Source organism: Rhodanobacter sp. FW106-PBR-R2A-2-24 (assembly GCF_058789615.1).
Genome location: NZ_JBYTBV010000002.1, coordinates 2132656 through 2156647, shown reverse-complemented (window position 1 = coordinate 2156647; position 23992 = coordinate 2132656). Strand labels below are relative to the sequence as shown.

General features: G+C 64.0%; 16 protein-coding genes and 1 pseudogene. 6 read left to right on the top strand and 11 right to left on the bottom strand.

The features are described from left to right. The first annotated feature begins 74 nt into the window (after window positions 1–74). The 5 genes from zwf to pgm all read left to right on the top strand — a co-directional run bounded on the left by zwf (window position 75) and on the right by pgm (window position 6942). The gene (gene zwf, locus AC3WQA_RS10970) at window positions 75–1472 is read left to right on the top strand and encodes a glucose-6-phosphate dehydrogenase (RefSeq protein WP_492675087.1); all 1398 of its coding nucleotides are present in this window, start codon (window positions 75–77) and stop codon (window positions 1470–1472) included. Next, the gene (locus AC3WQA_RS10965; RefSeq protein ID WP_492675086.1) at window positions 1469–2134 is read left to right on the top strand and encodes an HAD family hydrolase; all 666 of its coding nucleotides are present in this window, start codon (window positions 1469–1471) and stop codon (window positions 2132–2134) included. The genes zwf and AC3WQA_RS10965 overlap by 4 nt, the downstream gene beginning before the upstream one ends. Window positions 2135–2337: 203 nt before the next feature. Then, window positions 2338–3441, top strand: a complete 1104-nt coding sequence (gene tal, locus AC3WQA_RS10960; protein ID WP_492675085.1) for a transaldolase — start codon at window positions 2338–2340, stop codon at window positions 3439–3441. Further along, on the top strand, window positions 3438–5093 hold the full coding sequence (gene pgi / locus AC3WQA_RS10955) for a glucose-6-phosphate isomerase (RefSeq protein WP_492675084.1): 1656 nt from the start codon (window positions 3438–3440) through the stop codon (window positions 5091–5093). The genes tal and pgi overlap by 4 nt, the downstream gene beginning before the upstream one ends. Before the next feature lie 202 nt (window positions 5094–5295). After that, window positions 5296–6942, top strand: a complete 1647-nt coding sequence (gene pgm, locus AC3WQA_RS10950) for a phosphoglucomutase (alpha-D-glucose-1,6-bisphosphate-dependent) (protein WP_492675083.1) — start codon at window positions 5296–5298, stop codon at window positions 6940–6942. A 132-nt stretch (window positions 6943–7074) separates the two neighbouring features. On the opposite strand, the gene purD is transcribed toward pgm, so the two are convergent. Next, window positions 7075–8355 carry a phosphoribosylamine--glycine ligase gene (gene purD, locus AC3WQA_RS10945; protein ID WP_492675082.1) on the bottom strand — a complete coding sequence of 427 codons (1281 nt, stop codon included), beginning with the start codon at window positions 8353–8355 and terminating at the stop codon, window positions 7075–7077. Between the two features lie 293 nt (window positions 8356–8648). Between purD and AC3WQA_RS10940 the strand changes: the two genes are divergently transcribed. Beyond that, entirely contained in the window at window positions 8649–11213 is a 2565-nt protein-coding gene (locus AC3WQA_RS10940; protein WP_492675081.1) for an EAL domain-containing protein, read from the top strand. A 243-nt stretch (window positions 11214–11456) separates the two neighbouring features. Here AC3WQA_RS10940 and AC3WQA_RS10935 read toward each other — a convergent pair whose 3' ends face one another. From AC3WQA_RS10935 to AC3WQA_RS10890, 10 genes and pseudogenes are all read right to left on the bottom strand, one after another. Further along, a complete protein-coding gene (locus tag AC3WQA_RS10935) occupies window positions 11457–12833 on the bottom strand; it encodes an AMP-binding protein (protein WP_492675080.1) in 1377 nt (458 codons plus the stop codon). 35 nt (window positions 12834–12868) lie between these two features. Further along, window positions 12869–13441 (bottom strand): L-threonylcarbamoyladenylate synthase type 1 TsaC, encoded by a 573-nt coding sequence (gene tsaC, locus AC3WQA_RS10930; protein ID WP_492675079.1) that lies wholly within the window; start codon window positions 13439–13441, stop codon window positions 12869–12871. Window positions 13442–13588: 147 nt separating this feature from the next. Beyond that, window positions 13589–16075 carry a DNA topoisomerase I gene (locus AC3WQA_RS10925; protein ID WP_492675078.1) on the bottom strand — a complete coding sequence of 829 codons (2487 nt, stop codon included), beginning with the start codon at window positions 16073–16075 and terminating at the stop codon, window positions 13589–13591. Window positions 16076–16246: 171 nt separating this feature from the next. Further along, a pseudogene (locus AC3WQA_RS10920) lies at window positions 16247–16720 on the bottom strand (DNA-processing protein DprA); the annotation flags it as partial. 202 nt (window positions 16721–16922) lie between these two features. Next, entirely contained in the window at window positions 16923–18209 is a 1287-nt protein-coding gene (locus AC3WQA_RS10915) for a hypothetical protein (RefSeq protein ID WP_492675077.1), read from the bottom strand. A gap of 238 nt (window positions 18210–18447) precedes the next feature. Further along, entirely contained in the window at window positions 18448–18699 is a 252-nt protein-coding gene (locus tag AC3WQA_RS10910; RefSeq protein WP_492675076.1) for a hypothetical protein, read from the bottom strand. Beyond that, the gene (gene mobV, locus AC3WQA_RS10905) at window positions 18696–19757 is read right to left on the bottom strand and encodes a MobV family relaxase (protein WP_492675075.1); all 1062 of its coding nucleotides are present in this window, start codon (window positions 19755–19757) and stop codon (window positions 18696–18698) included. The genes AC3WQA_RS10910 and mobV overlap by 4 nt, the downstream gene beginning before the upstream one ends. A gap of 466 nt (window positions 19758–20223) precedes the next feature. Continuing rightward, on the bottom strand, window positions 20224–22023 hold the full coding sequence (locus AC3WQA_RS10900) for a recombinase family protein (protein ID WP_492675074.1): 1800 nt from the start codon (window positions 22021–22023) through the stop codon (window positions 20224–20226). Window positions 22024–22059: 36 nt separating this feature from the next. Continuing rightward, a complete protein-coding gene (locus tag AC3WQA_RS10895) occupies window positions 22060–22725 on the bottom strand; it encodes a DNA-processing protein DprA (protein WP_492675073.1) in 666 nt (221 codons plus the stop codon). Between the two features lie 80 nt (window positions 22726–22805). Next, the gene (locus tag AC3WQA_RS10890) at window positions 22806–23936 is read right to left on the bottom strand and encodes a LysM peptidoglycan-binding domain-containing protein (RefSeq protein ID WP_492675072.1); all 1131 of its coding nucleotides are present in this window, start codon (window positions 23934–23936) and stop codon (window positions 22806–22808) included. Between the last annotated feature and the right edge of the window lie 56 nt (window positions 23937–23992).

Below are 23992 nucleotides of genomic sequence, written 5' to 3'. Positions count from 1 at the left end.
GCGCCGCGCGCCGCCCCGTTGCAAACAGCGGCGCCCCTGGCCGATGCTGCGCCTTCCACAAGGACGCCCCAGCCATGCCCAACCCCGCTTGCGATGCCCTGGTGTTCTTCGGCGCCACTGGCGACCTCGCCTACAAGCAGATCTTCCCCGCTCTCCTGGCCATGCTGGGCCGTGACGGTTTCGACCTGCCCATCATCGGCGTGGCGCATGCAGGCTGGAGCCTGGAGCAGTTGCGCCAGCGTGCCCGCGCCAGCGTGGAAGAGGCCGCGCGCAAGGCCGGCACGACGCCGGACGAAACCGCCTTCGCCAGACTCATGGCGCGCCTGCACTACATCGATGGTGACTATGCCGACGCCGCCACGTTCGCCCAACTCAAGCAGGCGCTGGGCGAGTCGCGCGCGCCCCTGCACTACTTCGCCATCCCGCCCGCGCTGTTCGGTACGGTGGTGCAGGGGCTGGCGGCCGCCGGCTGCGCCAAGGGCGCACGGGTGGTGGTGGAAAAACCCTTCGGCCGTGACCTCGCCTCGGCGCAAGCGCTGAATCGCACGCTGCACGAGGTTTTCCCCGAGTCCGCCGTGTTCCGCATCGACCACTACCTCGGCAAGGAAGCGGTGCAGAACCTGCTGTATTTCCGCTTCGCCAACAGCGTGCTGGAACCGGTGTGGAACAACCGCTACGTGGATCGCGTGCAGATCAGCATGGCCGAGCAGTTCGGCGTGGACGGCCGCGGCAGCTTCTACGAAGGGGTGGGCGCGATCCGCGACGTGTTGCAGAACCATCTATTGCAGGTCACCGCGCTGCTGGCGATGGACGCCCCCGTCGGCAGCGATCCCGCCGCGCTGAACGCCGAGAAGCTGCGCCTGTTCCGCGCGATGCGCCCGCTGGCGCCGGCGGACGTGGTGCGCGGCCAGTTCAAGGGCTACCGTGCCGTGCCCGGCGTGGCGGCGGATTCCGACGTGGAAACCTTCGTGGCGCTGCGTCTTTTCATCGACACCTGGCGCTGGGCCGGTGTGCCTTTCCTGATCCGCGCCGGCAAATGCCTGCCGCTCACCACCACCCAGGTGATGGTGGACATGAAGGCGCCGCCGCTGTCGGTGTTCGACGCCGTGGGCGCGCGCGAATCCAATTACTTCCGCTTCCGCCTGAGTCCGCAGGTGGTGATCGCCGAGGGCATGCGGGTGAAGCGCGCGGGCGAGGCGCTGGCGGGCGAATCGGTGGAGCTGATCGCCCGCCACCACGCTGCCGCCGAAATGACCCCCTACGAACGCCTGCTGGGCGACGCGCTGCGCGGCGACAACGCCTTGTTCACCAGCGACGAATGCATGGAGGCCGCCTGGCGCGTGGTGGACGGCGTGCTCGACCACCCCGACGCCGCACGCCTGTACGACCCCGGCAGTTGGGGCCCGCCCGAGGCCGCCCAACTTGCCGGCGCCGAGGGCTGGCACGACCCGCAGCCGGAGGCCGCGCCGTGACGGCCACCGCGCCGCTGGTGATCCTGCTCGACGTCGACGACACCCTGCTCGACAACGATCGCTTCGCCGCCGACCTCGGCGACGAACTGGAGCGCCGCTTCGGCGCCGCCGAGCGTGCGCGCTACTGGGCGATCTACGACGCGCTGCGCACGGAGCTGGGCTACGCCGACTACCTCGCCAGCCTGCAGCGCTTCCGCAGCGGGCTGGAAAACCATCCCGCCCTGCTGGAAATGTCCGGCTTCCTGCTCGACTACCCGTTCGAGCAGCGGCTGTTCCCCGGCGCGATGGAAACCCTCGCCCACCTGCATACGCTGGGCCGGCCGGCGATCCTCTCCGACGGCGACGTGGTGTTCCAGCCGCGCAAGGTGCAGCGCGCCGGCCTGTGGGACGCACTCCACGGCGACGTGCTGATCTACCCGCACAAGCAGCGGATGCTGGATGCCATGCAGCAACGCTTTCCCGCCGCGCATTACGCGATGGTGGACGACAAGCCGCAGATCCTCGCCGACATGAAGCGCCTGCTGGGCGCGCGCCTCACCACGGTGTGGGTGAAGCAGGGCCACTACGCCGCCGCCGCGGGCCAGCGCATCGAGCCCGCGCCCGACCTGGAGATCGCGTGCATCGCGGAACTGCGCGGGCGTAAGCTTGGTGACTTCCTATGATCGATGCGGCTGCAACCTCTCCTCACCGTTCACCCCGAGCGTAGGCCACCGAGCCTACGCGGGGAGCGGCCAAGGATGGCCGCGCCTCAAAACCAGCGCCATCCATGGTGCTTCCCCGCGTACGCTTGCTGCCGCAAGCTACGCTCAGTACGAACGGAGTATTCGACAAACTCCCCTCCCCATTCTTTCAAGTGACCATCACCATGAAAGCAACCCAGCAACTGCACGACCTCGGCCAGAGCCTCTGGCTGGACAACATCACCCGCACCCTGCTCGACGACGGCACGCTGGCGCGCTACCTCCGCGACTACTCGGTCACCGGGCTCACCTCCAACCCCAGCATCTTCGACGCCGCCATCGGCAGCGGCGAAGCCTATGACGCGGCAATCCACGCCAAATCGCTGGCCGGGCTCTCGGGCGAGCCACTGTTCATGGAGCTGGCGCTGGAAGACCTGCGCCGCGCCGCCGACCTGTTCAAGCCGGTGTTCGACGCCACCCACCAGGTGGACGGCTGGGTGTCGATGGAAGTCTCGCCCCTGCTTGCCGCCGACACCGCGGGCACCATCGCCGCCGCCGAGGCGATCCACGCGCAGGCGCAGCGGCCCAACCTGTTCGTGAAGATTCCCGGCACGCCCGAGGGCATTCCGGCCATCGAGGAAGCGATCTTCCGCGGCATCCCGATCAACGTCACCCTGCTGTTCTCGCGCGATCAGTACCAGGCGGCGGCGGAAGCCTACCTGCGCGGCATCGAGCGCCGCCTTGCCGCCGGGCTCGACCCGCTGGTGGCCTCGGTGGCCTCGGTCTTCATCAGCCGCTGGGACGTGGCGGCCAACGCGCAACTGCCCGCCGAGCAGCACAACACGCTGGGCATCGCGGTGGCGCGGCAGACCTATCGCGCCTACCGCGAGCTGCTGGCCTCGGCGCGCTTCCAGAAACTCGCGGCCAAAGGCGCGCGCCCGCAGCGCCTGCTGTGGGCATCCACCGGCAGCAAGGACCCGCACGCCTCCGACACGCTGTACGTGGATGCGCTGGCCGCACCCAACACCATCGACACCATCCCCGAGAAAACCCTGCACGCGGTGGCCGACCACGGCCAACCCGGCGACGCGATGCCGGCGGACGGCGGCAACGCCGAGGCGGTGCTGGCGAAGATCGCCGCCATCGGCGTGAACCTCGACGCACTGGCGAAGAAGCTGCAGGACGACGGCGCCGAGGCCTTCGTGAAGTCGTGGCAGCAGATGCTCCAGCGCATCGCCGACAAGCAGGCCGCGCTGGACGCCAGGAGCCGGGAGCCCGTCGCCCGATGAGCCGCGCCGACCTCACCCTGCTGCCCGAGTGGCAAGCCCTGCAGCAACACTGCAGGCAGCTCGAAACCCGCCACCTGCGCGAGCTGTTCGCCGCCGATCCGCAACGCGGCGAGCGACTCGCGGCCGAGGCCGTCGGCCTGTACTTCGACTACGCCAAGCAGCGCGTGGACGACGAGGCGTTGCGCCTGCTGCGTGCGCTGGCCACGGCGCGCGACCTCAAGGGCCGCATCGCGGCGATGTTCCGCGGCGACAGGATCAACGCCACCGAACACCGCGCCGTGCTGCACGTGGCGCTGCGTGCGCCGCGCGATGCGCACATCGAGGTCGACGGCCACGACGTGGTGCCCGAGGTGCACGCCGTGCTGGATCGCATGGCCACGTTCGCCGACGCCGTACGTAGCGGCGCGTGGAAGGGCCACAGCGGCAAGCCGATCCGCAACGTGGTTTCCATCGGCATCGGTGGCTCCGACCTCGGGCCGGTGATGGCGTATGAAGCGCTGCGCGACTACAGCCGGCGCGACATGCGCTGCCGCTTCGTCTCCAACGTTGACGGCGTGGATTTCGCCGAGGCCGTGCACGACCTGGACGCCGCCGAGACGCTGTTCATCGTCTGCAGCAAGACCTTCACCACGCTGGAGACGCTGAGCAACGCGCACGCGGCACGCGCCTGGTGCGTGGCCGCGCTGGGCGACGAACAGGCTGTGGCGAAGCACTTCGTGGCGGTGTCCACCGCCGCCACGGAAGTGGCGAAGTTCGGCATCGACACGCAGCACATGTTCGGCTTCTGGGACTGGGTGGGTGGGCGCTACTCGATGGACTCGGCGATCGGCCTGTCCACCATGCTGGCGATCGGCCCGGAGCACTTCCGCGCCATGCTCGATGGCTTCCACGCCATGGACGAGCATTTCGCGAGCGCGCCGTTCGAGGCCAACCTGCCCGTGCTGATGGGCCTGCTCGGCCTGTGGAACGCCAACTTCCTCGGCGCCGCCACGGTGGCGGTGCTGCCCTACGAGCAATACCTCAAGCGCTTCCCGGCCTACCTGCAACAGCTCACCATGGAGTCCAACGGCAAGCACGTGACATTGGACGGCCAAACGGTGGACTACGCCACCGGCCCGATCTACTGGGGCGAGCCCGGCACCAACGGCCAGCACTCGTTCTACCAGCTGATCCACCAAGGCACGCACCTGATCCCCTGCGACTTCATCGGCTTCGGCCAGACCTTGCAGCCCGTGCCGGCCCAGGGCGGCGGCGACCAGCACGACCTGCTGCTCGCCAACCTGATCGCGCAGGGCGAAGCGCTGGCCTTCGGCAAGACCACCGCGCAAGTCCTCGCCGAAGGCACCGACGCCGCGCTGGCGCCGCACCGCACGTTCGAAGGCAATCGTCCCAGCAGCACCATCCTCGCCAGGAAACTCACGCCCTACGCGCTGGGCACCCTGGTGGCGCTGTACGAACACAGCGTGTTCGTGCAGGGCGCGATCTGGGGCATCGACTCCTTCGACCAGTGGGGCGTGGAGCTGGGCAAGCAGCTTGCCAAGACCACCATCGCCGAACTGGTGGCGAAGGACGAACCCCGACTCGCGCACGACAGCTCCACCAATGCGCTGATCCGACGTTATCGCGCGCTGCGTGGTGGCAGGTCAGCGTGACCGGCCCAAACACCTTCCGCTCAACCTGGTTCGTGATGACATTCCGTTGAAAGTCCCGTTCGCGCTGAGCGCAGCTTGCGTTAGCAAGCGGAGTCGAGGCGGCCCTTCGACTTCAGCCCTTCGGGCCTACGCTCAGGGCGAACGGTAAGAAGATGGCTTGGGTTCGACACCCACCAAAAGCAGCAAGAAAGTCGAGATTTCCATGAGCCCACAGATCAGCCCACTCGCCGGCCAGCCGGCACCCGCCTCCATCCTCGTCGACGTGCCCGCCCTGCTGGCCGCCTACGCCGACCTCAAACCCGACCCCACCATGCCCGCGCAGCGCGTCGCCTTCGGCACCTCGGGCCATCGTGGCTCGGCGTTCGAGCGCAGCTTCAACGAGGCGCACATCCTCGCGGTGACGCAGGCGATCTGCGATTACCGCCAGGCGCAGGGCATCGATGGCCCGCTGTTCATCGGCGCCGACACGCACGCGCTGTCGCAGCCCGCCTTCGAGACGGCGCTGGAAGTGCTGGCCGCCAACGGCGTGGCGACGATGATCTCGGCCGGCGGCGAGTTCACGCCCACGCCGGCGGTGTCGCACGCCATCCTGGTCTACAACCACGGCCGCAGCACGGGCCTGGCCGACGGCATCGTCATCACGCCCTCGCACAACCCGCCCGCCGACGGCGGTTTCAAGTACAACCCGCCCAACGGCGGCCCCGCCGACACCACCATCACCAAGTGGGTGGAGAACCGCGCCAACACGCTGCTGGAAGGCGGCCTGCGCGAAGTGCGCCGCATGCCCTACGCGCAGGCGCGCAAGGCAGCCAGCACGCATGAGCACGACTTCCTCCATGCCTACGTCGCCGACCTCGCCCACGTGGTGGACTTCGACGCGATCCGCAGCGCCGGCGTGCGGCTGGGCGTCGATCCGCTGGGCGGCGCGGGCGTGCACTACTGGCGCGCCATCGCCGAGCACCACCGCATCGCGCTAGCCGTGGTGAGCGAAACCGTCGACCCGCAATTCGCCTTCATGAGCGTGGACTGGGACGGCAAGATCCGCATGGATCCTTCTTCCAGCTACGCCATGCAGCGCCTGATCGGCCTGCGCGACGCCTACGACGTGGCCTGCGCCTGCGACACCGACCACGACCGCCACGGCGTGGTGACGCGCTCGGCCGGGCTGCTGCCCGCCAACCACTACCTCAGCGTGCTGGTGGACTACCTCTTCCGCCGGCGCCCGGGCTGGAACGCGCAGGCGATGGTGGGCAAGACCGTGGTGAGCACCGCGCTGATCGACCGTGTGGCGGCGCGCCTTGGCCGCCAGCTCTACGAGGTGCCGGTGGGCTTCAAATGGTTCGCGCCCGGCCTGCACGACGGCACGCTCGGCTTCGGCTGCGAGGAAAGCGCCGGCGCCTCCCTGCTGCGATTCGACGGCGGCGCGTGGAGCACCGACAAGGACGGCCTGGTGCCGGGCCTGCTCGCCGCCGAGATCACCGCGCGCGAAGGCCGCGACCCCGGCGAGGTCTACGCGCGCCTCACCGCCGAACTCGGCCAGCCACACACCCGCCGGGTCGACGCCGCCGCCACGCCGGCGCAGAAGGCCAGACTCTCCAGACTGTCGCCTGCGCAGATCGCCGCCGAACGCATCGCCGGTGACCGCGTCACCGCCGTGCTCGACAAGGCACCCGGCAACGACGCCGCCATCGGCGGCATCAAGGTGGTGACCGAACACGGCTGGTTCGCCGCCCGCCCCTCCGGCACCGAGGCGATCTACAAGATCTACGCCGAGAGCTTCAAGGACGAGGCGCATCTCGACAGCCTGCTGGCCGAAGCGCAGTCGGTGGTGGACGCCGCGCTGGCGTGAGGCCCTCCCCTCTCCCGCCTGCGGGAGAGGGTGCCGAAGGCGGGAGAGGAGCGCGGCGCAGCCGCGCTGACTTGCGCGCAAGATCACCTCAGCCCAACCCGCCCCCTGCAAGCACGGGCGGGAGAACGGCGATCAGCGATGCAGTGCCCGGTGCGCGATGTCGCGCCGACAGAACGCTCCGTCGAAATGAATCTTCGCCACCGCGTCGTAGGCGGTTTCGCGGGCGGCGGCGATGTCCTTGCCCAGCGCGCACACGGTGAGCACGCGGCCGCCGGCGGTGACCGCGCGGCCTTCCGCATCCAGCCTGGTGCCGGCATGGAACACCTTGGCGTCGGCGCCCAGTTGTGCGTCGAGGCCGTCGATGACGTCGCCGCTCTTCACCTTGCCGGGGTAGCCGCCGGCGGCCAGCACCACGCCCAGCGAAGGGCGCGCATCCCACTGCGCGCGGGTGTGGCGCAGCTCGCCGTCCAGCGCGGCCTCGATCAGCTCCACCAGGTCGCTCTTCAGCCGCAGCATGATGGGCTGCGTTTCCGGATCGCCGAAGCGCACGTTGAACTCGATGACCTTGGGGTTGCCGGCCTTGTCGATCATCAGGCCCGCGTAGAGGAAGCCGATGAAGGGCGCGCCCTCCATCGCCATGCCGTGCAAGGTGGGCTCGATCACTTCCTTGAGGATGCGCTTCTCCACCTCGGGCGTGACCACCGGCGCGGGCGAATAGGCGCCCATGCCGCCGGTGTTGGGCCCGAGGTCGCCCTCGTCACGGCGCTTGTGATCCTGGCTGGAGGCCATCGGCAGCGCGTGGCTGCCGTCGCTCATCACGATGTAGCTGGCTTCCTCGCCGTCGAGGAATTCCTCGATCACCACGCGTGCGGAGGCGTCGCCGAAGGCGTGCGCGCCCAGCATGTCGTGCAGCGCCAGCTCGGCGTCGGCCTGGGTCAGCGCCACCACCACGCCCTTGCCGGCGGCCAGCCCGTCGGCCTTGATGACGATGGGCGCGCCATGCGTGCGTACATAGGCCAGCGCGGGATTCAGTTCGGTGAACACCGCGTAGCGCGCGGTGGGAATGTTGTGGCGCAGGAGGAAATCCTTGGCGAAGGCCTTGGAGCCTTCGAGCTGCGCGGCGACCGCGCGCGGCCCGAAGATGCGCAGGCCCGCCGCGCGGAACTTGTCCACCACACCGGCCACCAGCGGCACTTCGGGGCCGACCACGGTCAACTCGATCTTTTCGGCCCTGGCCAGCGCCAGCAGGCCGTCCAGGTCGGTCACCGCCACGTCCGCGTTGCGCACGCCGCGCTCGTGCGCGGTGCCCGCGTTGCCGGGTGCCACGATCACCTCGGAAACCCGCAGCGACTGCTTGAGCTTCCACGCCAGCGCGTGCTCGCGCCCGCCGTTGCCGATGACCAGGACTTTCATGCCGATGACTCCGAAAACGCGTCGCCGCGCGGAAATGGACGGCCATTGTAGCCGGGCCGCGCCCGCCGCCGTCCCGCTGGGCTGGCTGTCGGGCAGGCACGCAACGGCTTGCTCGGCGGAGCCGCGTCCGGACATGTGCCGGACGCGGCGAGTTGAGAAAGTGCAGGAAAGCACTTTCTCAACACCCTGCTAGACGGGTCGTTGACATCCATGCTGGATAAATCGACCGTATCCCGAATGCGGGCCAAGCCACTCCGAAGCCGGCCTTCAGGAACGTCAAACAGGATGATGCCTTGCTGCCCGCCACCGCCAACACCTCGCTGATCCGCCGGCTTTCCCTCACGCTGTGGGGGCTGTTCCTGGCAGTGATCCTGTTGCTGTCGGTGCTGGGCCTGGTCGCGCTGCGCCTGGTGGCGGATCGCGTCGTGCCGCTGGTCATCCAGCAATGGGCGCAACTGAAGGCGCAGACCAACGAAAACCTGCTGGTGCAAGCCAACGCCAGCGTGCTGCGTTTGCGCAAGGTGTTGCTGGAACGCCTGGACGATGCCCCGCCCGGCGCCGTCGAACGGTTCGACCAGCTGTTCGTGCGCAGCCCCGACGGCTTGTGGCGCGTGCGCCCCGCGCTGGTGGACAGCGTGCACGCACCCACGCTGTACCTGCACGACGGGCCGCACGGGCTGTCCGATTCGGCGCGCCTGCGCGCCGTGGTCAGTTACCAGCTGCTGCGCGAGCAGGGTCCGGCGCTGGTGCCACCGTTCTTCTCGGCCTACATGGATTTCGTGGAAAACGGCCTGATGGTGTACGCCCGCGGCATCGACTGGGGCGACAACGCCGATGCCAAGGCCAGCAACGCCGACTATCCCACCATGCTGGGCGCCGACCCGCACCGCAACCCCACGCGCAAGGTGTTCTGGACGCCGGTGTACCGGGATAACCAGGCCCGCACCTGGATGGTGTCGGTGATCGCGCCGCTGGACTGGCACGGCCGCTGGGTGGGCACGGTCGGCCACGACGTGGCCATCCAGACCCTGCTCGATTCGGTGGACGACAACCACGGCACCGCCGTGCAGCGGCTCATCATCGACGGCCGCGGCAACCTGCTCGCCTACACCCAGCTGCGCCAGCGCATCGCCACCGCGCAAGGCCAGTTGCAGATCGCCATGCTGCACGATCCGGTGCTGGAGAAGGTGCAGCACATGGTGCTGTCCGCGCACAGCGACACCGGCGCGGGGCGCACGCCTGACGGCAGCTGGTGGGTGGCCTGGTCGCGTATCCGCGGGCCGGGCTGGTTCCAGGTGAGCATGCTGCCGCAGACGCGGGTGAACCACCTGGTGCTGCTGGCCTGGCTGGCGATGCTGGGCGCCGGCGCGTTGATCCTGCTGCCCATGCTGTGGCTGCTGCGCCGGCGCGTCCATCGCCTGGTGGCGCACCCCCTGCAGCAGCTGACCCGCGCCGTGGACGAACTCGGCCGGGGCGGCACCCCCGGGCCCATCGCGCCGGAAAGCCGGGACGAACTGGGGCGGCTGGCGGCCGCCTTCGACACCATGGCGGCCGAGCTGGCGCAGCGGCGCGACCAGCTCATCACCCTGGCCGAACACGACGCGCTCACCGGCCTGTACAACCGCCGCCGTTTCGAGGATGAACTGGCGCGCTTCTTCAGGGATGGCGCGCACGACGACCCACGCTGCACCGTACTGCTGTTCGACCTGGACGAGTTCAAGTACGTCAACGACAACTTCGGCCACCTCGCCGGCGACGCCATGCTGGTGCGCGTGGCCGGCGCGGCCAAGGCGTTGATGCGCGAGGCCGATATCCTGTGCCGGCTGGGCGGCGACGAATTCGCCGTGTTCATGCCGCACGTCCCGCTGGACAGCGCCCTCGCGCTGGCGGAGCGCCTCGTGCGCACCGTGGGCGGCACGACGCTGGAGATCGAAGGCAAGGCCCTGCGGTTGACCACCAGCCTCGGCGTGGCGCACTGCCCCGACCACGGCCGCAGCGCCGAGGAGCTGGTATCGCACGCCGACATGGCCATGTACCAGGCCAAGCGCCAGGGCAAGAACCGCTGGAACACCTACCGCCCCGACCACGACGCCGCGCAGGCGATGGCCACGCGTCTGGCCTGGAACCAGCGCATCGACTACGCGCTGGAACACCATCTGCTGCGCCTGCACTTCCAGGGCGTGTACCACGCGGGCAACCGCCAGCTGACGCATCTGGAAGCGCTGGTGCGCATGCAGGACGAAGCCGACGCCACGCAATGCGCCCCGCCGGGCGAATTCATCGGCCACGCGGAGAAAAGCGGCAAGATCCTCGACATCGACCGCTGGGTCGTGCGCGAAAGCATCGCCGTGCTGGCCGCCAACCCCACCCTGCCGGCACTGGCCATCAACATCTCCGGCCGCTCCATCGACGACCACGAGCTGCCCGGCTTCATCACCGCCGAGCTGGCCCGCCACGGCGTGGCGCCCGGGCGCCTGCTGGTGGAACTCACCGAAACCGCCGCCATTTCCGACCTGCACGACGCCGCACGCTTCATCGACGCCCTGCGCCAGGCCGGCTGCATCCCGTGCCTGGATGACTTCGGCAGCGGCTTCGCCTCCTTCGCCTACCTCAAGCACCTCAAGGTGGACGTGCTCAAGATCGACGGCATGTTCATCCGCAACCTGCCCAACGACCGCGACAACCAGGTCTTCGTGCGCTCCATCATCGAAGTGGCCCGCGGCATGGGCCAGCAAACCGTGGCCGAATTCGTGGAAGACGAGGCAACCCTGCGCCTGCTGCGGGAATTCGGCGTGGACATGGTGCAGGGCTACCACCTGGACAAACCGCAGGCGGAGCATCCGACGCTGCGGGGGTAAGGCGGGGCTTCCCGGACGCGGGCAAGCGGGCTTCGCCAAGAACGGGGTCAGGTTCAAGAACGGGGTCAGGTTCACTTAACTCGGCGCAGCAGAACACCCGCCAGCAGCTCAGCAACTTCAGCCATGACGCCGGCAGGCGCACGAAACCGCTTTGGTGCTGACGACAAAACGAGGATCAGGAGCCCCTCTCCAGCCCTGCGGGCAGCCTCTCCCGCAAACGGGAGAGGCGAGAAGCAAGCGGGCTCAACCCAGCAGCGCCAGCAGTGCCGCCCTTGGCAGCTTGCCCGTCTCATTGCGCGGCAGCGCGTCCACCAGACGCAGGCGGCGTGGCAGGAAGACCGGGTCGACGGCCGTGCGCAGGGCATCGAGGATGGCGGCTTCGGTGAGCGTCGGCGCCACCGCGAGCGCGGCGATGCGGCGCACGCCGCTGGCGTCGGCTTCGTCGAGCTGGAACACCACGCCGTCGGCGACGCCGGGGATGGCGAGCAGGCGGCGGGTGAGGTCGCCCAGCGAGGCACGCTTGCCGGCGATTTCCAGCAGGTCGGTGTTGCGGCCACGCAGCTGGAAGCGGCGGCCGTCGTCGGTGAGGCTCACCAGGTCGGCGAGGGTCACCGCAGCATCGAGCCGATCGGCGTCCACGGCGGTGCCGTCGGGTTGCGGATGCAGGCGCACGCCGTCGAACAGCATCCAGTCGGCGTCCCGGGTGAGGCGGCGACCGGCGATGGCGCAGGTTTCGGTGGAACCGAACACTTCCAGCAGCGGCGCGTCGAAGGCGGCTTCGGCAGCGCGGGCCAGCTCGGGCGACAGCGGCGCGGTGGCGGAAAGCATCGCCGCCAGCGGCGGCAGCACAGTGCCGGCGGCGAGCAGGGCGCGCAGGTGCACCGGCGTGGTGACCAGGAGACGCGGCGCGGGCAGCTCGGCCAGCGCGCGGGCCACGTCGGCGGGGAAGAAGGGGCGGCCGGCGTGCACGGCGGCCGCACCGAGGAGCGGCAGCAGCACGCTCATCTCGATGCCGTAAATGTGTTGCGGCGGCACGGTGGCGACGATGTGGAAAGGCGCCCCGACGACCTCGCGCAACATGGCCTGGGTGCCGGCGCTGCTGGCGTGGAGACTGCGCCAGCTCTTGGCGTGGGCGCGCGGCGTGCCGGTGGAACCGGAGGTATAGGCGATCAGTGCGAGGTGTCCAGCATGGATGGCCGGCACTGCGGCGCCGATGGCGACGGGTTCCACATCCAGCGTGGGCAGCCGATGGTAGGCCGGCGGCGCGTGCACCAGCGCCTGTTCGCCCACGGCATAGCAGCCGGGATGGGCCGCCATCACCTCGGCCACCGCCTGCGGTGCGCGCGAAGGCGGCAGCAGGTTGGTCTGGCCACGCGTAATCAGGGCGCAGAAAGCGACCAGGAAGGCGTAGCGGTCGTCGCACAGGTTCACCGCGGCGCCCGCTGCGGGCAGCCACGCGGCGACCGCGTGCACCTGAGCGAGGAACTGCGCCGCGCTCACCGGTTGGCCGTGGCGGTGGGCCACGATGCGCTGCGGATCGTCGGCGCGCAGCAGGGGCAGGCGCTGACCGCCCTTGCCTTGCTCTTCGCTGTTGACGCCAGCCACGACGCTGCTCCGCATGCTCGCCGGCGAGGCAGGGGAAAACTCCGGCGGCGTCATGCGCGGATCACGGCGCCGGTGAGCGCGTCGCGGATGCCGGTGGGGCGATCCAGTCCGCCCAGCGGGGCGTCGAGCAGGCCATCCAGCGCGGCGCCGAAATAATCGCGCACGGCCTGCGCGCTCATCGCCGGCGGCACGCCGTGCGGGTTGGCGCTGGTGGAAACCAGGGCGCCGCCGAACGCGCGGCACAGCGCGGCGGCGGGCGCGTGGGCGGTGACGCGCAGTGCGATGCCGGCATGCCCGCCGGCCACGTAGTCGGGCACATCCGGTGAGCGCGGAAAGATCCAGGTATGCGGGCCGGGCCAGCTGGCCTGCACCTCTTCCAGCACCTTGTCCGGCACCTTGGCGAAGTCGATGTAGCGCCGCACCTGCGCGAAGTCGGCGGCGATCAACAGCACGCCCTGCGTGGCAGGGCGCCGCTTGAGCGCGAAGATCTGCTCGAAGGCCGCGCGGTTGTGCGGATCGCCGCCCAGGCCGTAGACGCCTTCGGTGGGATAGGCCAGCACGCCGCCGGCGCGCAGCAGGGCGGCGGCGGCATCGAGTTCGGCGAGGGTGAAGGTTTGCGGCATCAGGTCAGTGTTCCGGGCCCTGCACGTCCGTGGCGCGAATCCAGCCGGGCGACGGCTCGGCGCAGCACGGCGGCAAGCCCGAACCCTCTCCCCCAACCCCTCTCCCGGAGGGAGAGGGGAGCACCGCAGGAGCCAGCATGCAAGGCATCAGGCGGGGGTCTTTTTCGCGGCGGCTTTTTTGGTGGCGGCCTTCTTGGTGGCGGTCTTCCTGGTCGCCGTTTTCTTCGCGGGCGCCTTCTTGGCCGCAGCCTTCTTGACCGCCACCTTCTTCGCGGCGGGCTCCTTCTTGGCGGCGGTTTTCTTCGCCGCGGTCTTCTTGCCGAAGCGGCCCGGTTTCTTGGCCGGTGCGGCGGCGAGCAGCTCCAGGCACTGCGCCTCGGTGAGCTCCTTGGCTTCCTGGTCCTTGGGAATGCGTGCGTTCTTCTCGCCGTCGGTGATGTAGGGGCCGTAGCGGCCGTTGAGCACCTGCACGCCGTTGCCGAAGTCGTTGATGACGCGGTTGGCGAGCATTTCAAGCTTGTCCGCCACCAACTGCAGCGCGCGCGGCAATTCGATGGTGTAGGGGTCGTCCTCGGGTTTGAGCGAGGCGTAGGTGCTGCCCTGCTTCACGAAGGCGCCGAAGCGGCCCACTCCCACGCTGACCTCGTCGCCGTTCGGCGCGCTGCCCAGCTGGCGCGGCAGCTTGAACAGTTCCAGCGCCTCTTCCAGCGTGATGGTGTGCATGCTCTGGCCGGGACGCAGCGAAGCGAATTGCAGCTTCTCGTCCGAGTCCTTGTCGCCGATCGCGGCATACGGCCCGAAGCGACCCAACCGCACGAACACCGGCTTGCCGGTTTTCGGATCGGCGCCCAGCTCGCGCGCGCCGGTGGCCTCGCTGCGATCCACCGACTCGGTCTTCTCGTCCACCTGCTGCTTGAACGGCTGCCAGAAGCGCTGCATCAGCGGCACCCAGGCTTCCTCGCCGCGACTCACCGCGTCCAGCTCGTCCTCGAGCTTTGCGGTGAAGTCGTAATCCACGTAGCGGCTGAAGTGCTGGGTGAGGAACTTGCCCACCGCGCGACCGATGTCGGTGGGCTTGAAGCGGCGGCTGTCGAGCAGCACGTACTCGCGGTTCAAGAGCACCTGGATGATGCTGGCGTAGGTGGACGGACGGCCGATGCCGTACTCCTCCAGCGTCTTCACCAGGCTCGCCTCGGAGTAGCGCGGCGGCGGCTCGGTGAAGTGCTGGTCGGCGGCGATGGCGTGCAGCGGCACCGCCTCGCCCTTTTCCAGTCGCGGCAGGCGGCGGCCTTCATCATCCTCGTCGGCGGCCTTCTGGTCGCGGCCTTCCTCGTACACGGCGAGGAAGCCGGGATCGACCACGGTGGTGCCGGTGGCGCGGAAGGCGGCATCGCCGCCAGTGGCGTGCGGCAGCGCGAAATCCACCGACACGGTGTTGAGCGTGGCGTGGATCATCTGGCAGGCCACGGTGCGCTTCCAGATCAGCTCGTACAGCTTGCGCTGTTCGTCGTTGAGGAACGAAGCCACTTCGCGCGGCGTGCGCATGGCCGCGGTGGGGCGGATCGCCTCGTGCGCCTCCTGCGCGTTCTTGCTCTTGGTCTTGTAGACCTGCGGCGCGTCGGGCAGTGCCTTGGTGCCGAAGTCGCGGGTGATCAGGTCGCGCAGTTCGCCCAGCGCGTCCTGCGACAGCGCGGTGGAGTCGGTACGCATGTAGGTGATGAGGCCAACGTTGCCCTCGCCGCCCAGCGCCACGCCCTCGTACAAGCCTTGCGCCACCTTCATGGTGCGGCTGGTGGTGAAGCCCAGCTTGCGCGCGGCCTCCTGCTGCAAGGTGGAGGTGGTGAACGGCGGCGCGGGGCGGCGCTTGCGCTCCTTGGAACCCACCTCGCTCACCGTGAGCCGACCATGCGCGGCTTCGGCGAGCTGGGCGCGTGCGGCCAGTGCGTCGGCCTCGTTGGTGAGGTCGAACTGCTCGAACTTCTTGCCGTGCAGGCGGGTGAGCTTGGCGCTGAACTCGCCCTCGGCGTGCTTGAGCTGGGCTTCCACCGTCCAGTATTCGCGCGCCTTGAACGCCTCGATCTCCTCCTCGCGCTCCACGATCATGCGCAGCGCGGGCGACTGCACGCGACCGGCGGAGAGGCCGCGCTGCACCTTGCGCCAGAGCACCGGCGACAGGTTGAAGCCCACCAGGTAATCCAGCGCACGGCGCGCCTGCTGGGCGTCCACCATGTCCAGCGACAACTCGCGCGGCGCGGCCACTGCGGCCTTGATCGCCTTGGGCGTGATCTCGGAGAACACCACGCGGTGCAGCGCCTTGCCCTTGGTCAGGCCGCGGTCTTCCAGGATCTGGCTGATGTGCCAGCTGATCGCCTCGCCCTCGCGATCCAAGTCGGTGGCGAGGTAGATGTCGTCGGCGAGCTTGGCGGCCTTGGCGATGGCGTCGACGTGTTTCTCGTTGCGCTCGATCACCTCGTACTTCATGGCGAAGCCGTGTTCGGTGTCGACCGCACCCTCCTTGGGTTTGAGGTCGCGCACGTGGCCGTAGGAGGCGAGCACCTGGAAATCCTTGCCCAGGTATTTGTTGATGGTCTTGGCCTTGGCGGGCGACTCGACGATAAGCAGGTTCTTGGCCATGAATCTCTTGCTGTGGAGGCGATGGGGTCGCGTGTGGGGCGGCAACTATATAATTAGTCAGACCATGCCGGGGGCAAGGCTGTCAAGTCGGAAGGCGTGAAAGTGCGCTGTGGCGCGGTTTGCGGCGGGGCAGCGGAGGATGCCCCGGCACCCCGGGAGAAGCCTTCCGCGTCAGGGCATGCGCTGGTAGCGGTTGCCGGGCAGGCTGGCCACTCGGCCATCCAGCTCCAGCATCAGGAGCATGGAGGACAGCGCCGCCGCACCCAGGCCGCTGCGCGCGGCCAGCTCGTCCAGCGTGGCCGGATCGTGGCCCAGAGCCTCGTGCAGGCGACGGTAATCCGGATCGTCATGCGTCTCGGCATCGGGCGGCGCCGGGGCGTCGGCGCGGGCCAGCCGCTGCGCCAGTTCCACGCCCATGGCGCGCGCGGCCGGGGCCAGCGCCTCGATTACCTCGGCCGGCTCCTCCACCAATCGCGCACCGTCACGGATCAGTCGATGGCAGCCGCGCGCCAGCGGGTTGGCGATGGAACCAGGCAGGGCAAACACCTCGCGCCCCTGTTCACCGGCCAGCCGCGCGGTGATGAGCGAACCCGATTGCAGGCCCGCCTCCACCACCACGGTACCCAGCGACAGGCCGGCGATGACTAGGTATGCAATTTACCGTGGAAAGCGTACCCACATCGATACCCCCTCGCCTTCGGCGGCCCCCCAAGGGGGGCTATGAATGGTGCTTCGCACATTGGAAAAGCAAAAGCTGGTTAACATTTATTTCTAAATGAGCCGTAGGCCACTGGGGCTCTGCCCCCTTCAAAGCCCCCTTGGGGGCCGCCGTAGGCGGGGGGTGCTTTTACTTTTCATCGTCAAGGAAGTCTAACCATTTGGCTCCTTCCTCTGCATTTGAAATGTTCCGATTACCGTTTGCCACCTGTGAAGCTGTGTAGTGTTTACCTTGGCTTTCGGCCCGGTCTTTTTGACCCTTGATGCGCTTTAACTGTTCACCAAATCTTCCCATGTTCTTCTCATCAAAGATTCGCTTTACATCGCTTAGGTGCATCTCCGTTACTCTTGATGCCCACTGAATATCTTCACCATCGATATACTGCGAAGTCTTCAGATTCAAAGCATGATAAATTAGCGCATAGGTTAAAGTCTTGAATTGCGCCCTTCTATAAAATGAGTTCGGGATAGAGCCCTCTTGGAACAAATCCTTAAACACCTTGAAATATTCTTGCTCCGCCTCCCCAGTAATAATATATTTATCGTATAGTTCTAGATTGGTTAGTGCGCTGAATGCTCCAGCCAATTCCTCCGATATTTTTCTTTGGTCATACATTGGGTAATCAGTCATCGGTCGGTCTGGGTCAGCTTCTGTGTAGATATACCCGAACCTCTGGGCAAATCCATCAGCCATGCTTTCCACACTGATTGAATCAATAAAACTCTTTTCAGTATTCACTCCATAAAAGTTGAATGATGGGTCTTCTATAATCTGCGTTCCTGACTTTTTGGTAGCCCTATCTATGCGCTCACCCGAATAAGATTTTAGAGCGATAGGCTTCAATTCACCTAATGGGCTGTTCGGTGTTTCAATCATTTTCAGCTTTTGAGCGAACTCATCGCAAAACCATGATGCATAGCCATCTTCATCTTTACAGCGTTTAAGTTCATCAAAGAACTTGGCAGCCGATTCGCAGTTGACCAAATTGGACTTAACTGGTGCTGCTTCACCAATCCAGTCATGGGATAAGGTCTTTCCAGCTCCGCTTGGCGCAAGGATTACATTCCAAAGGCAGGGTGTCAGGCTCGGAATCTTATCGCCAGTAAGCTTGCATCCGCTCTTATTCAAATATGTTGCTATGTAATGGATGGTAGCAAATAGAGGCAGTTCAAGAGGAATATCGGTATATTTTCTGAATGGTGTAATTACTTTCTGAAGGATAGATCCGGGAGGTGTCGCAATCAGTCCTCTCCAATCCTTCTTTAAGTTTGCCTCTCTTTTCATGAAGTGCTTCACTACTTGCCTACCTTCTCCCTTCAGATTAAGAAAAGCATTTACTCCACTATTTGATTCTTCTCGATATGTCTTGCCTGATGCTGTGCGCTTAGTTACATATCCTGATTTTACATTAGCCATAATAATCACCATTATTGTTGTTATGACTATATGGTAAGGGATAATTTACTACTTAATCATTTTTTGTAGTAATTTTTTTCAAATGGCTATCTTATGCCATTCCTCTAGTTACCGACCCCCCCCCCGTAGTAATGTCGCAATTTATCCCGCAAGCCTTATCCCGTAAGGGTTTCAAGCCTTTTGATGTTGTAGTAATGGCGTAGTAATGATGACTATGAAAAAGCCTCATTGCTGAGGCTTAATTTCGATCCTTAGTCTTGTAATCTATTTCATCCAAGACATGCCATTTCCTCAAATACTCCCCAAGAAAATCGACGATAAAAGTAATATCCTGATCGTTCGGGGTGATACTCATACGCTCCATTTCCTCCCACATTGACCTCGAATACTTCGCGGTCAGATTGTTCAAAGCCTTCGTCTTCTTGGCAGGTGTCATACTTCCACCCATGCCACTGCCTAGTGTTTCATAATCAATATCGTTCATGCTCATACCGCTAACCTCATAGTTGTTTTAGTTGTTTGCTCCTGCCTTTGCTCTTGCTTTTGCTCTTGCTTTTCCCCCGAAGGGGCCCGCTCTTTGCGAAGCAAAGTGGAGTGGGTCCCCAAAGGGGCTAACGCCCCCTTGACCCCCTTCCTTGAAAGTCTGCCCAGCTCTTCCGCTCTCTCTGCCTCTGCCACAATTTCAGGGTGCTTGCTCCTGATAAAGCCCACGATGTTGTAAAGCCTTGTGACCTCTCTTTTAAGGTCGCTGACCTTGCCCCTGAAATACTGAAGGTCTGCCTTTGCCTTCTCAAACCGTCCACCGAGTGCTGACAGACAGCCCTTGGTGTAACTCTTCCATTTACTCTCAAGACTTGTTAGCGCCACCTCCACCTTCACAACCTTGATATAGGCATTACCGCTTTTATTTATCGTGAAGTCTTTCTCATCCAATAGACCAGCTGTGCTTGGCATGTCGTTGAGCGTGATTGTTTGACTGTTTAGCCTTGTGTAGTGGCTCCTGACTGGCTCATGTGTTGCGCCTGCCCGCTCTATGCCTCGCTCAAGGCCCAGGTGCTCGACAGCCTGGTGATAGTCTGTCTGCCACTTCCCGAAGGCGTCCCTTTCGCCCCCAAAGAACCTTTTGTTAGCCAGCTTGCCCTCGATGATTGGCACAACCATCGCGTGTATGTGTGGTGTGGCTTCGTCTAGGTGAAGAACAGCATGAACCAAGTTCTCGCCAAATCTTGCCCTTAGCCACTTCATGTTCGCCTCCGTCCATGCCTCAATACTGTTCTTTGGGTCGTGGAAGAATTCGGGGCTGGCCGTCATCAAGACTTCCGTTGCCAGCACGGCGTCTTTCCTCCACTTCCTGATTTCATTCTTCTCGAGATGGGCCTTGACGGTTTCGACTAATGTCCGATGGGTCAACTCGACCAATTCTCTATTCTTTGGAGTTCTTTCGGGGTCAGCGTTCTCGACCTCCCTTAACCTTCGGTTGTGGTCGTCGGCTGCTTTCATCTGTCCAAAGCTCTTGATTTTCTCCATTCGCAATATTGCGTAACTCATGCTTCACCTATGTACTAATTTCAAGGTATACACTTTGAAAGGGTATACTTTGATCACATGGTAGCGAATAATTCTTGAGTTAATATAAAAAAGGCCATCTCTGGCCTTTGAGTTAATCTAAATTGGAGAAATCGGTATCAAACGGCACCCAATCTTAGGGCATTTTGGATATTTTCAGTTTTTGCGATATTGAAAAAGCACGCGATGCGACCGCAGGGTAAGAATCGTGTGCAAGACATTTTTGCTCTTAATGCCCTAGCTTCTGAAAAGAGGGCATTTGCCCTTTTTCATAAAATGATCGTTTTTTGATTTCAAACGCATGCCACCGCAGGTGAGATGCGTTTGCTAAACCTTTTTGCTCTTAATGCCCTAGCTTCTTGGTTAGGGGCATTTGCTCTTTGTGGTCGTAGACCACGGTGACCGCTTTACGCTTTTGCTCCAGCTACTTCACCCGCCAAACTCGCTTTTAGTTCTTAAAGGCTGAACGATTCTTACCACTAACAAACCTTGCCTCTCGGTAAAGCGGTGATACCGACTTGACTTCATTGAGTGTGTCTTGAAGGTTGATTCCATACTTCTCCAGAATGTTGAACTCTGGAACCTTCTGACCCTTGACCCTCTTAAGCTTCGGCTTGCCAGTCTTTTCGGTGAAGCTGGCAACTCGAATGGTCTTACTACCCAGCGATTGATAGACTTCGACCTTGGCCAGCTTCTCTGCCTTCTGGTGTTTGACCTTGAGGCTTATCTGGTTGGTCTTGATAAATCCATTGAGCTTGCGTCGCCCTTCATCCGTGCTGAACATTTCAGTGATGTGTTCAGTTGTCAGGTTGGCAAGTTCATCAACCCCGCCAATCTTTGCCTTTGCCTTCTCTACATCTTCCGATGCCGTCTGTAAGGCATTCTCTGCGTCCCTGAGCCGTTCCAGCATAAACATGGGTACATTGCCCCTGCTTTCCTTGAGGAAGTCGTCTAAAGAGCGTTTTAGGTTCTCGTAGATGGTTCGGTTTTCTCCTAGCCTCCCCTCTTTGGCTCTGAGGTCGTCGTTAGCCTTTTTGGCAAGTAGGTTTATTCCAGCCATGCCTTTCAGTTGGTCGGTTAGGTCAGTGGTCAGTTCTTTGCTATGGCTCAATCCCTGCACACGGCTGTTGGTCGATTCATTCCAGACCCTCAACCTTTCAAGATATTGAAGGAATGCTTTGAACACATACTCAAACCTCAGCCTATCATTGTCGCACTTGGTTGCTCCATTGCCTTTACTTTCACATTTGAAATGTGGATAAACCTTATCAAGGTAACTTGAACCTCTATGGTCATAGTACATCGGTAAGCCACACACTCCGCAAAATATCGAGTGTTGGAAAATGTTGTAATTCCTTTCTGACCTTCGACCTGCGAAGTTCTTAACCTTTCTCTCGGTCAGTCTATCCTTGACCTTCCAGAATAATTCTGGACTTATGATGTTTGGGTAATAGTCCTCGATAGCGTCAATCTTAACTTTCTTGGCTGAGCCGCTTGGTTGGTATATGACCCGATGAAGTGTCAAGCATCCTATGACTGACCTTGATTCAAAGATTTTTTGAATATGTCCAGTTGTCCATTTCCTCCCTGAAGTCTTATTGATTTCCTTGATAGCCGAATTCATACCAGTGTCTAACATCAAGTTGAACAATCGCTCAACCTCTTCACATTCGGCCTCAACCCTAATCAATTGCCCATCTTCATACCTCAATCCATAGGGGATAGACTTACCAACCTTAATTATCTTTTGGCCTTTCTTGGCTTGATTTATCCGCGACCGCCAAGCAGCAGATATGCGCTTTGACTTGGTTTCACTCTCTTCATTCGCCCGCTTGGCTATCACCTGGACCATTATCAATGTTTCGAGGTCGCGACTTGGGTCATCTACCTCATAACACTTCTGGTCAATGGTGGTGTAAATCCTTATGCCTTTACGCAAGATGCCTTGAAGCATCTCCGCTGACACAATGAGCCTTTGCCTTGTCAGGCGGTCAATGGATTCAACCACCAAATAATCACCCCTGCCGATTTCACCAGTGTCTATCCGCTCCAGCAAAGCCTTGAAGTTGCCAGTCTTGGCATTGCTTCCTCGATAGGCTGACTTGCCTCGGTCATAGATGGTTTCGACAACCTTCACCCCAGTTGAAGCGGTGAAGGCGTCCAATGGGTTCAGTTGCCGATGCTCGGAATCGCCACCGCTCTGGCGCTCTGAACTGAATCGGATGTAGGCGTATGCCTTGGCATTCATGGAGTTAGCTCGGTGTAGTTTCCTCGGAGAATCATACTACCGCGTCATCAGCCGGTTCCGGCGCGGAAAATGGTCGGCGCGCGCGGCGGTGCCGGGCGAAAACTCGCTGACCATGGCACCGTGCGCCACGATGCGCCGGGCCAGCGCGTGGTGCTTGCGCGGGTAGACCCGGTCCGGCCCGGTGCCGACCACCGCGACCGTGGGATAGCCGACTTCCAGCGCGGCTTCATGGGCCGCACCGTCGACGCCGTCGGCCATGCCGCTGGTAACCACGAAGCCGGCCTGCGCCAGCGCGCGGGCGAAGCTACGCGCATGCTCCAGCCCCGCCGGGCTGGCGCCGCGCGCACCCACGATGGCCACCTGTGGGCGCAGCAACAGGCTGGCGTCGCCGGCCACGAACAACACGGCGGGCGGCTGCGGGATGGCTTCCAAGAGCGGCGGGAAATCCGCGTCCGTACAGCGCAGCAGGCGGTGGCCGGGCTCGCCCAGCCAGGCGATATCCGCGGCAAGGCGCGTCGCGTCGGGTGCCCTCAACCAGGCTTCGGCGCCCTCGCCCAGCGTCGAAGCCCGTCGGCACAGCCAGGCCAGCGCGGCATCGATCCGGCCGTCGGTCGCGGCCAGCGCCTCGCGCAACCCGCCCGGGCCGAGGCCCGGCGTGCGCATGGCGGTAAGCCAGCCGCGTAGTTCATCCGTGTCGTTCATGACGTGAGTTTACGCAGCCGGCAGACATGAAAACGGCGCGGGGTGAGCCGCGCCGTCGTGTCGGTGGATGCCGACAGGAGTCACTCCACGTCGGGCAACTTCAACGCGTCGCCCTTCTTCACCGGACGCAGGCCATCCATCACCAGCGCGTAGCTGACATGGTCGAAGGTGCGGAACACCATCACGTGGCCGATGTATTCGTCGGGCAGCTGCACCGTCTTGCCCACGCCGCGATCCCAGCTGTTGCTGGCCACGTCGTCGTGGATCTTGTCGTTGGGCTGCCACACCGCGAAGGTGGTGCCGTTGTCCACGCCGTCATTCTTGCCCACCGACAGCGCCACCACCTGGTGCGGGCCTACCGCATCCATGGCGCCGGCAAAGGCGATCACGCGACCACCCTTGGGCAGGGCCTTGGGCGCATGCGGGTAGTAGTAGGGGTCGTAGGCGGTGTCATCCACCGGAATCAGGCGATCGCCGCTGCGCACTTCCTGGGTGGAGTCGAGCAGCAGCAAGGTGGACGGATCGCCGCCGCGCAGCACCTCGGCGGTACCGATCACCTTGACCTCCACGCCCAGATCCTTGCCGCGCCGATAGTGCGGCGAGTCGCGGAAGTCCTCCTCCCACGGCGACTTCACCATCGCGGCGTTGGCATTCAGCTCGTCGCCGAAGATCGCGCGGTCGTCGTCGCCCTCGTCGTAACCGCGGAAGACGTGCTCCGGCCGCACGACCAGCAACTTCTGACCCGGCTGGGCGTCCAGACCACGTGCATAGAGGCTCTGCCCGGGGGTACCGCGCAGCCGAGCCTCTTCCAGGCCCACCACGTAGGGCAGCTTGGACACCGCGCTTGAATCCATCACGCGCAGATCCTTCAGGAAGGTCTGCAGGGCAGCCAGCGGGATGGCCGGCACGGCGTCGCCATCGTGGTGCACGGCCGGCGTCAGCCGCAGCCCGGGGCCGCCGTTGATGAAGGAAAGATTGAGCACGTCACCCGGATAGATCAGATGCGGGTTGCGCACCTGCGGGTTGGCCTGCCAGATCTCCGGCCACAGCCAGGGTTTGGCGAGAAACTTCGCCGAGATACCCCAGAGCGTATCGCCCTTGTGCACCGTGTAGGCATCAGGGTGACCGCTGCGCAACTGGGCAGCACCAGCGGCGCACACGGCCGCCGCGACCATGGTGCCAGCCAGCACCGTGAAGGCTTTCTTGAACATAGATTGGGAACCCCTCTCCCGCGGTAGTGGCGAGTGTAACCGAAGCATTAAGCCAT

Coding starts and splice junctions, on each gene's coding strand:
- AC3WQA_RS10910 (WP_492675076.1), bottom strand. CDS start 18,699: ATGAGCATGAACGATATTGATTATGAAACACTAGGCAGTGGCATGGGT.
- AC3WQA_RS10900 (WP_492675074.1), bottom strand. CDS start 22,023: ATGAATGCCAAGGCATACGCCTACATCCGATTCAGTTCAGAGCGCCAG.
- pgm (WP_492675083.1), top strand. CDS start 5,296: ATGAGCCCACAGATCAGCCCACTCGCCGGCCAGCCGGCACCCGCCTCC.
- mobV (WP_492675075.1), bottom strand. CDS start 19,757: ATGAGTTACGCAATATTGCGAATGGAGAAAATCAAGAGCTTTGGACAG.
- AC3WQA_RS10895 (WP_492675073.1), bottom strand. CDS start 22,725: ATGAACGACACGGATGAACTACGCGGCTGGCTTACCGCCATGCGCACG.
- AC3WQA_RS10935 (WP_492675080.1), bottom strand. CDS start 12,833: ATGCGGAGCAGCGTCGTGGCTGGCGTCAACAGCGAAGAGCAAGGCAAG.
- tsaC (WP_492675079.1), bottom strand. CDS start 13,441: ATGCCGCAAACCTTCACCCTCGCCGAACTCGATGCCGCCGCCGCCCTG.
- AC3WQA_RS10890 (WP_492675072.1), bottom strand. CDS start 23,936: ATGTTCAAGAAAGCCTTCACGGTGCTGGCTGGCACCATGGTCGCGGCG.
- zwf (WP_492675087.1), top strand. CDS start 75: ATGCCCAACCCCGCTTGCGATGCCCTGGTGTTCTTCGGCGCCACTGGC.
- purD (WP_492675082.1), bottom strand. CDS start 8,355: ATGAAAGTCCTGGTCATCGGCAACGGCGGGCGCGAGCACGCGCTGGCG.
- tal (WP_492675085.1), top strand. CDS start 2,338: ATGAAAGCAACCCAGCAACTGCACGACCTCGGCCAGAGCCTCTGGCTG.
- pgi (WP_492675084.1), top strand. CDS start 3,438: ATGAGCCGCGCCGACCTCACCCTGCTGCCCGAGTGGCAAGCCCTGCAG.
- AC3WQA_RS10925 (WP_492675078.1), bottom strand. CDS start 16,075: ATGGCCAAGAACCTGCTTATCGTCGAGTCGCCCGCCAAGGCCAAGACC.
- AC3WQA_RS10915 (WP_492675077.1), bottom strand. CDS start 18,209: ATGGCTAATGTAAAATCAGGATATGTAACTAAGCGCACAGCATCAGGC.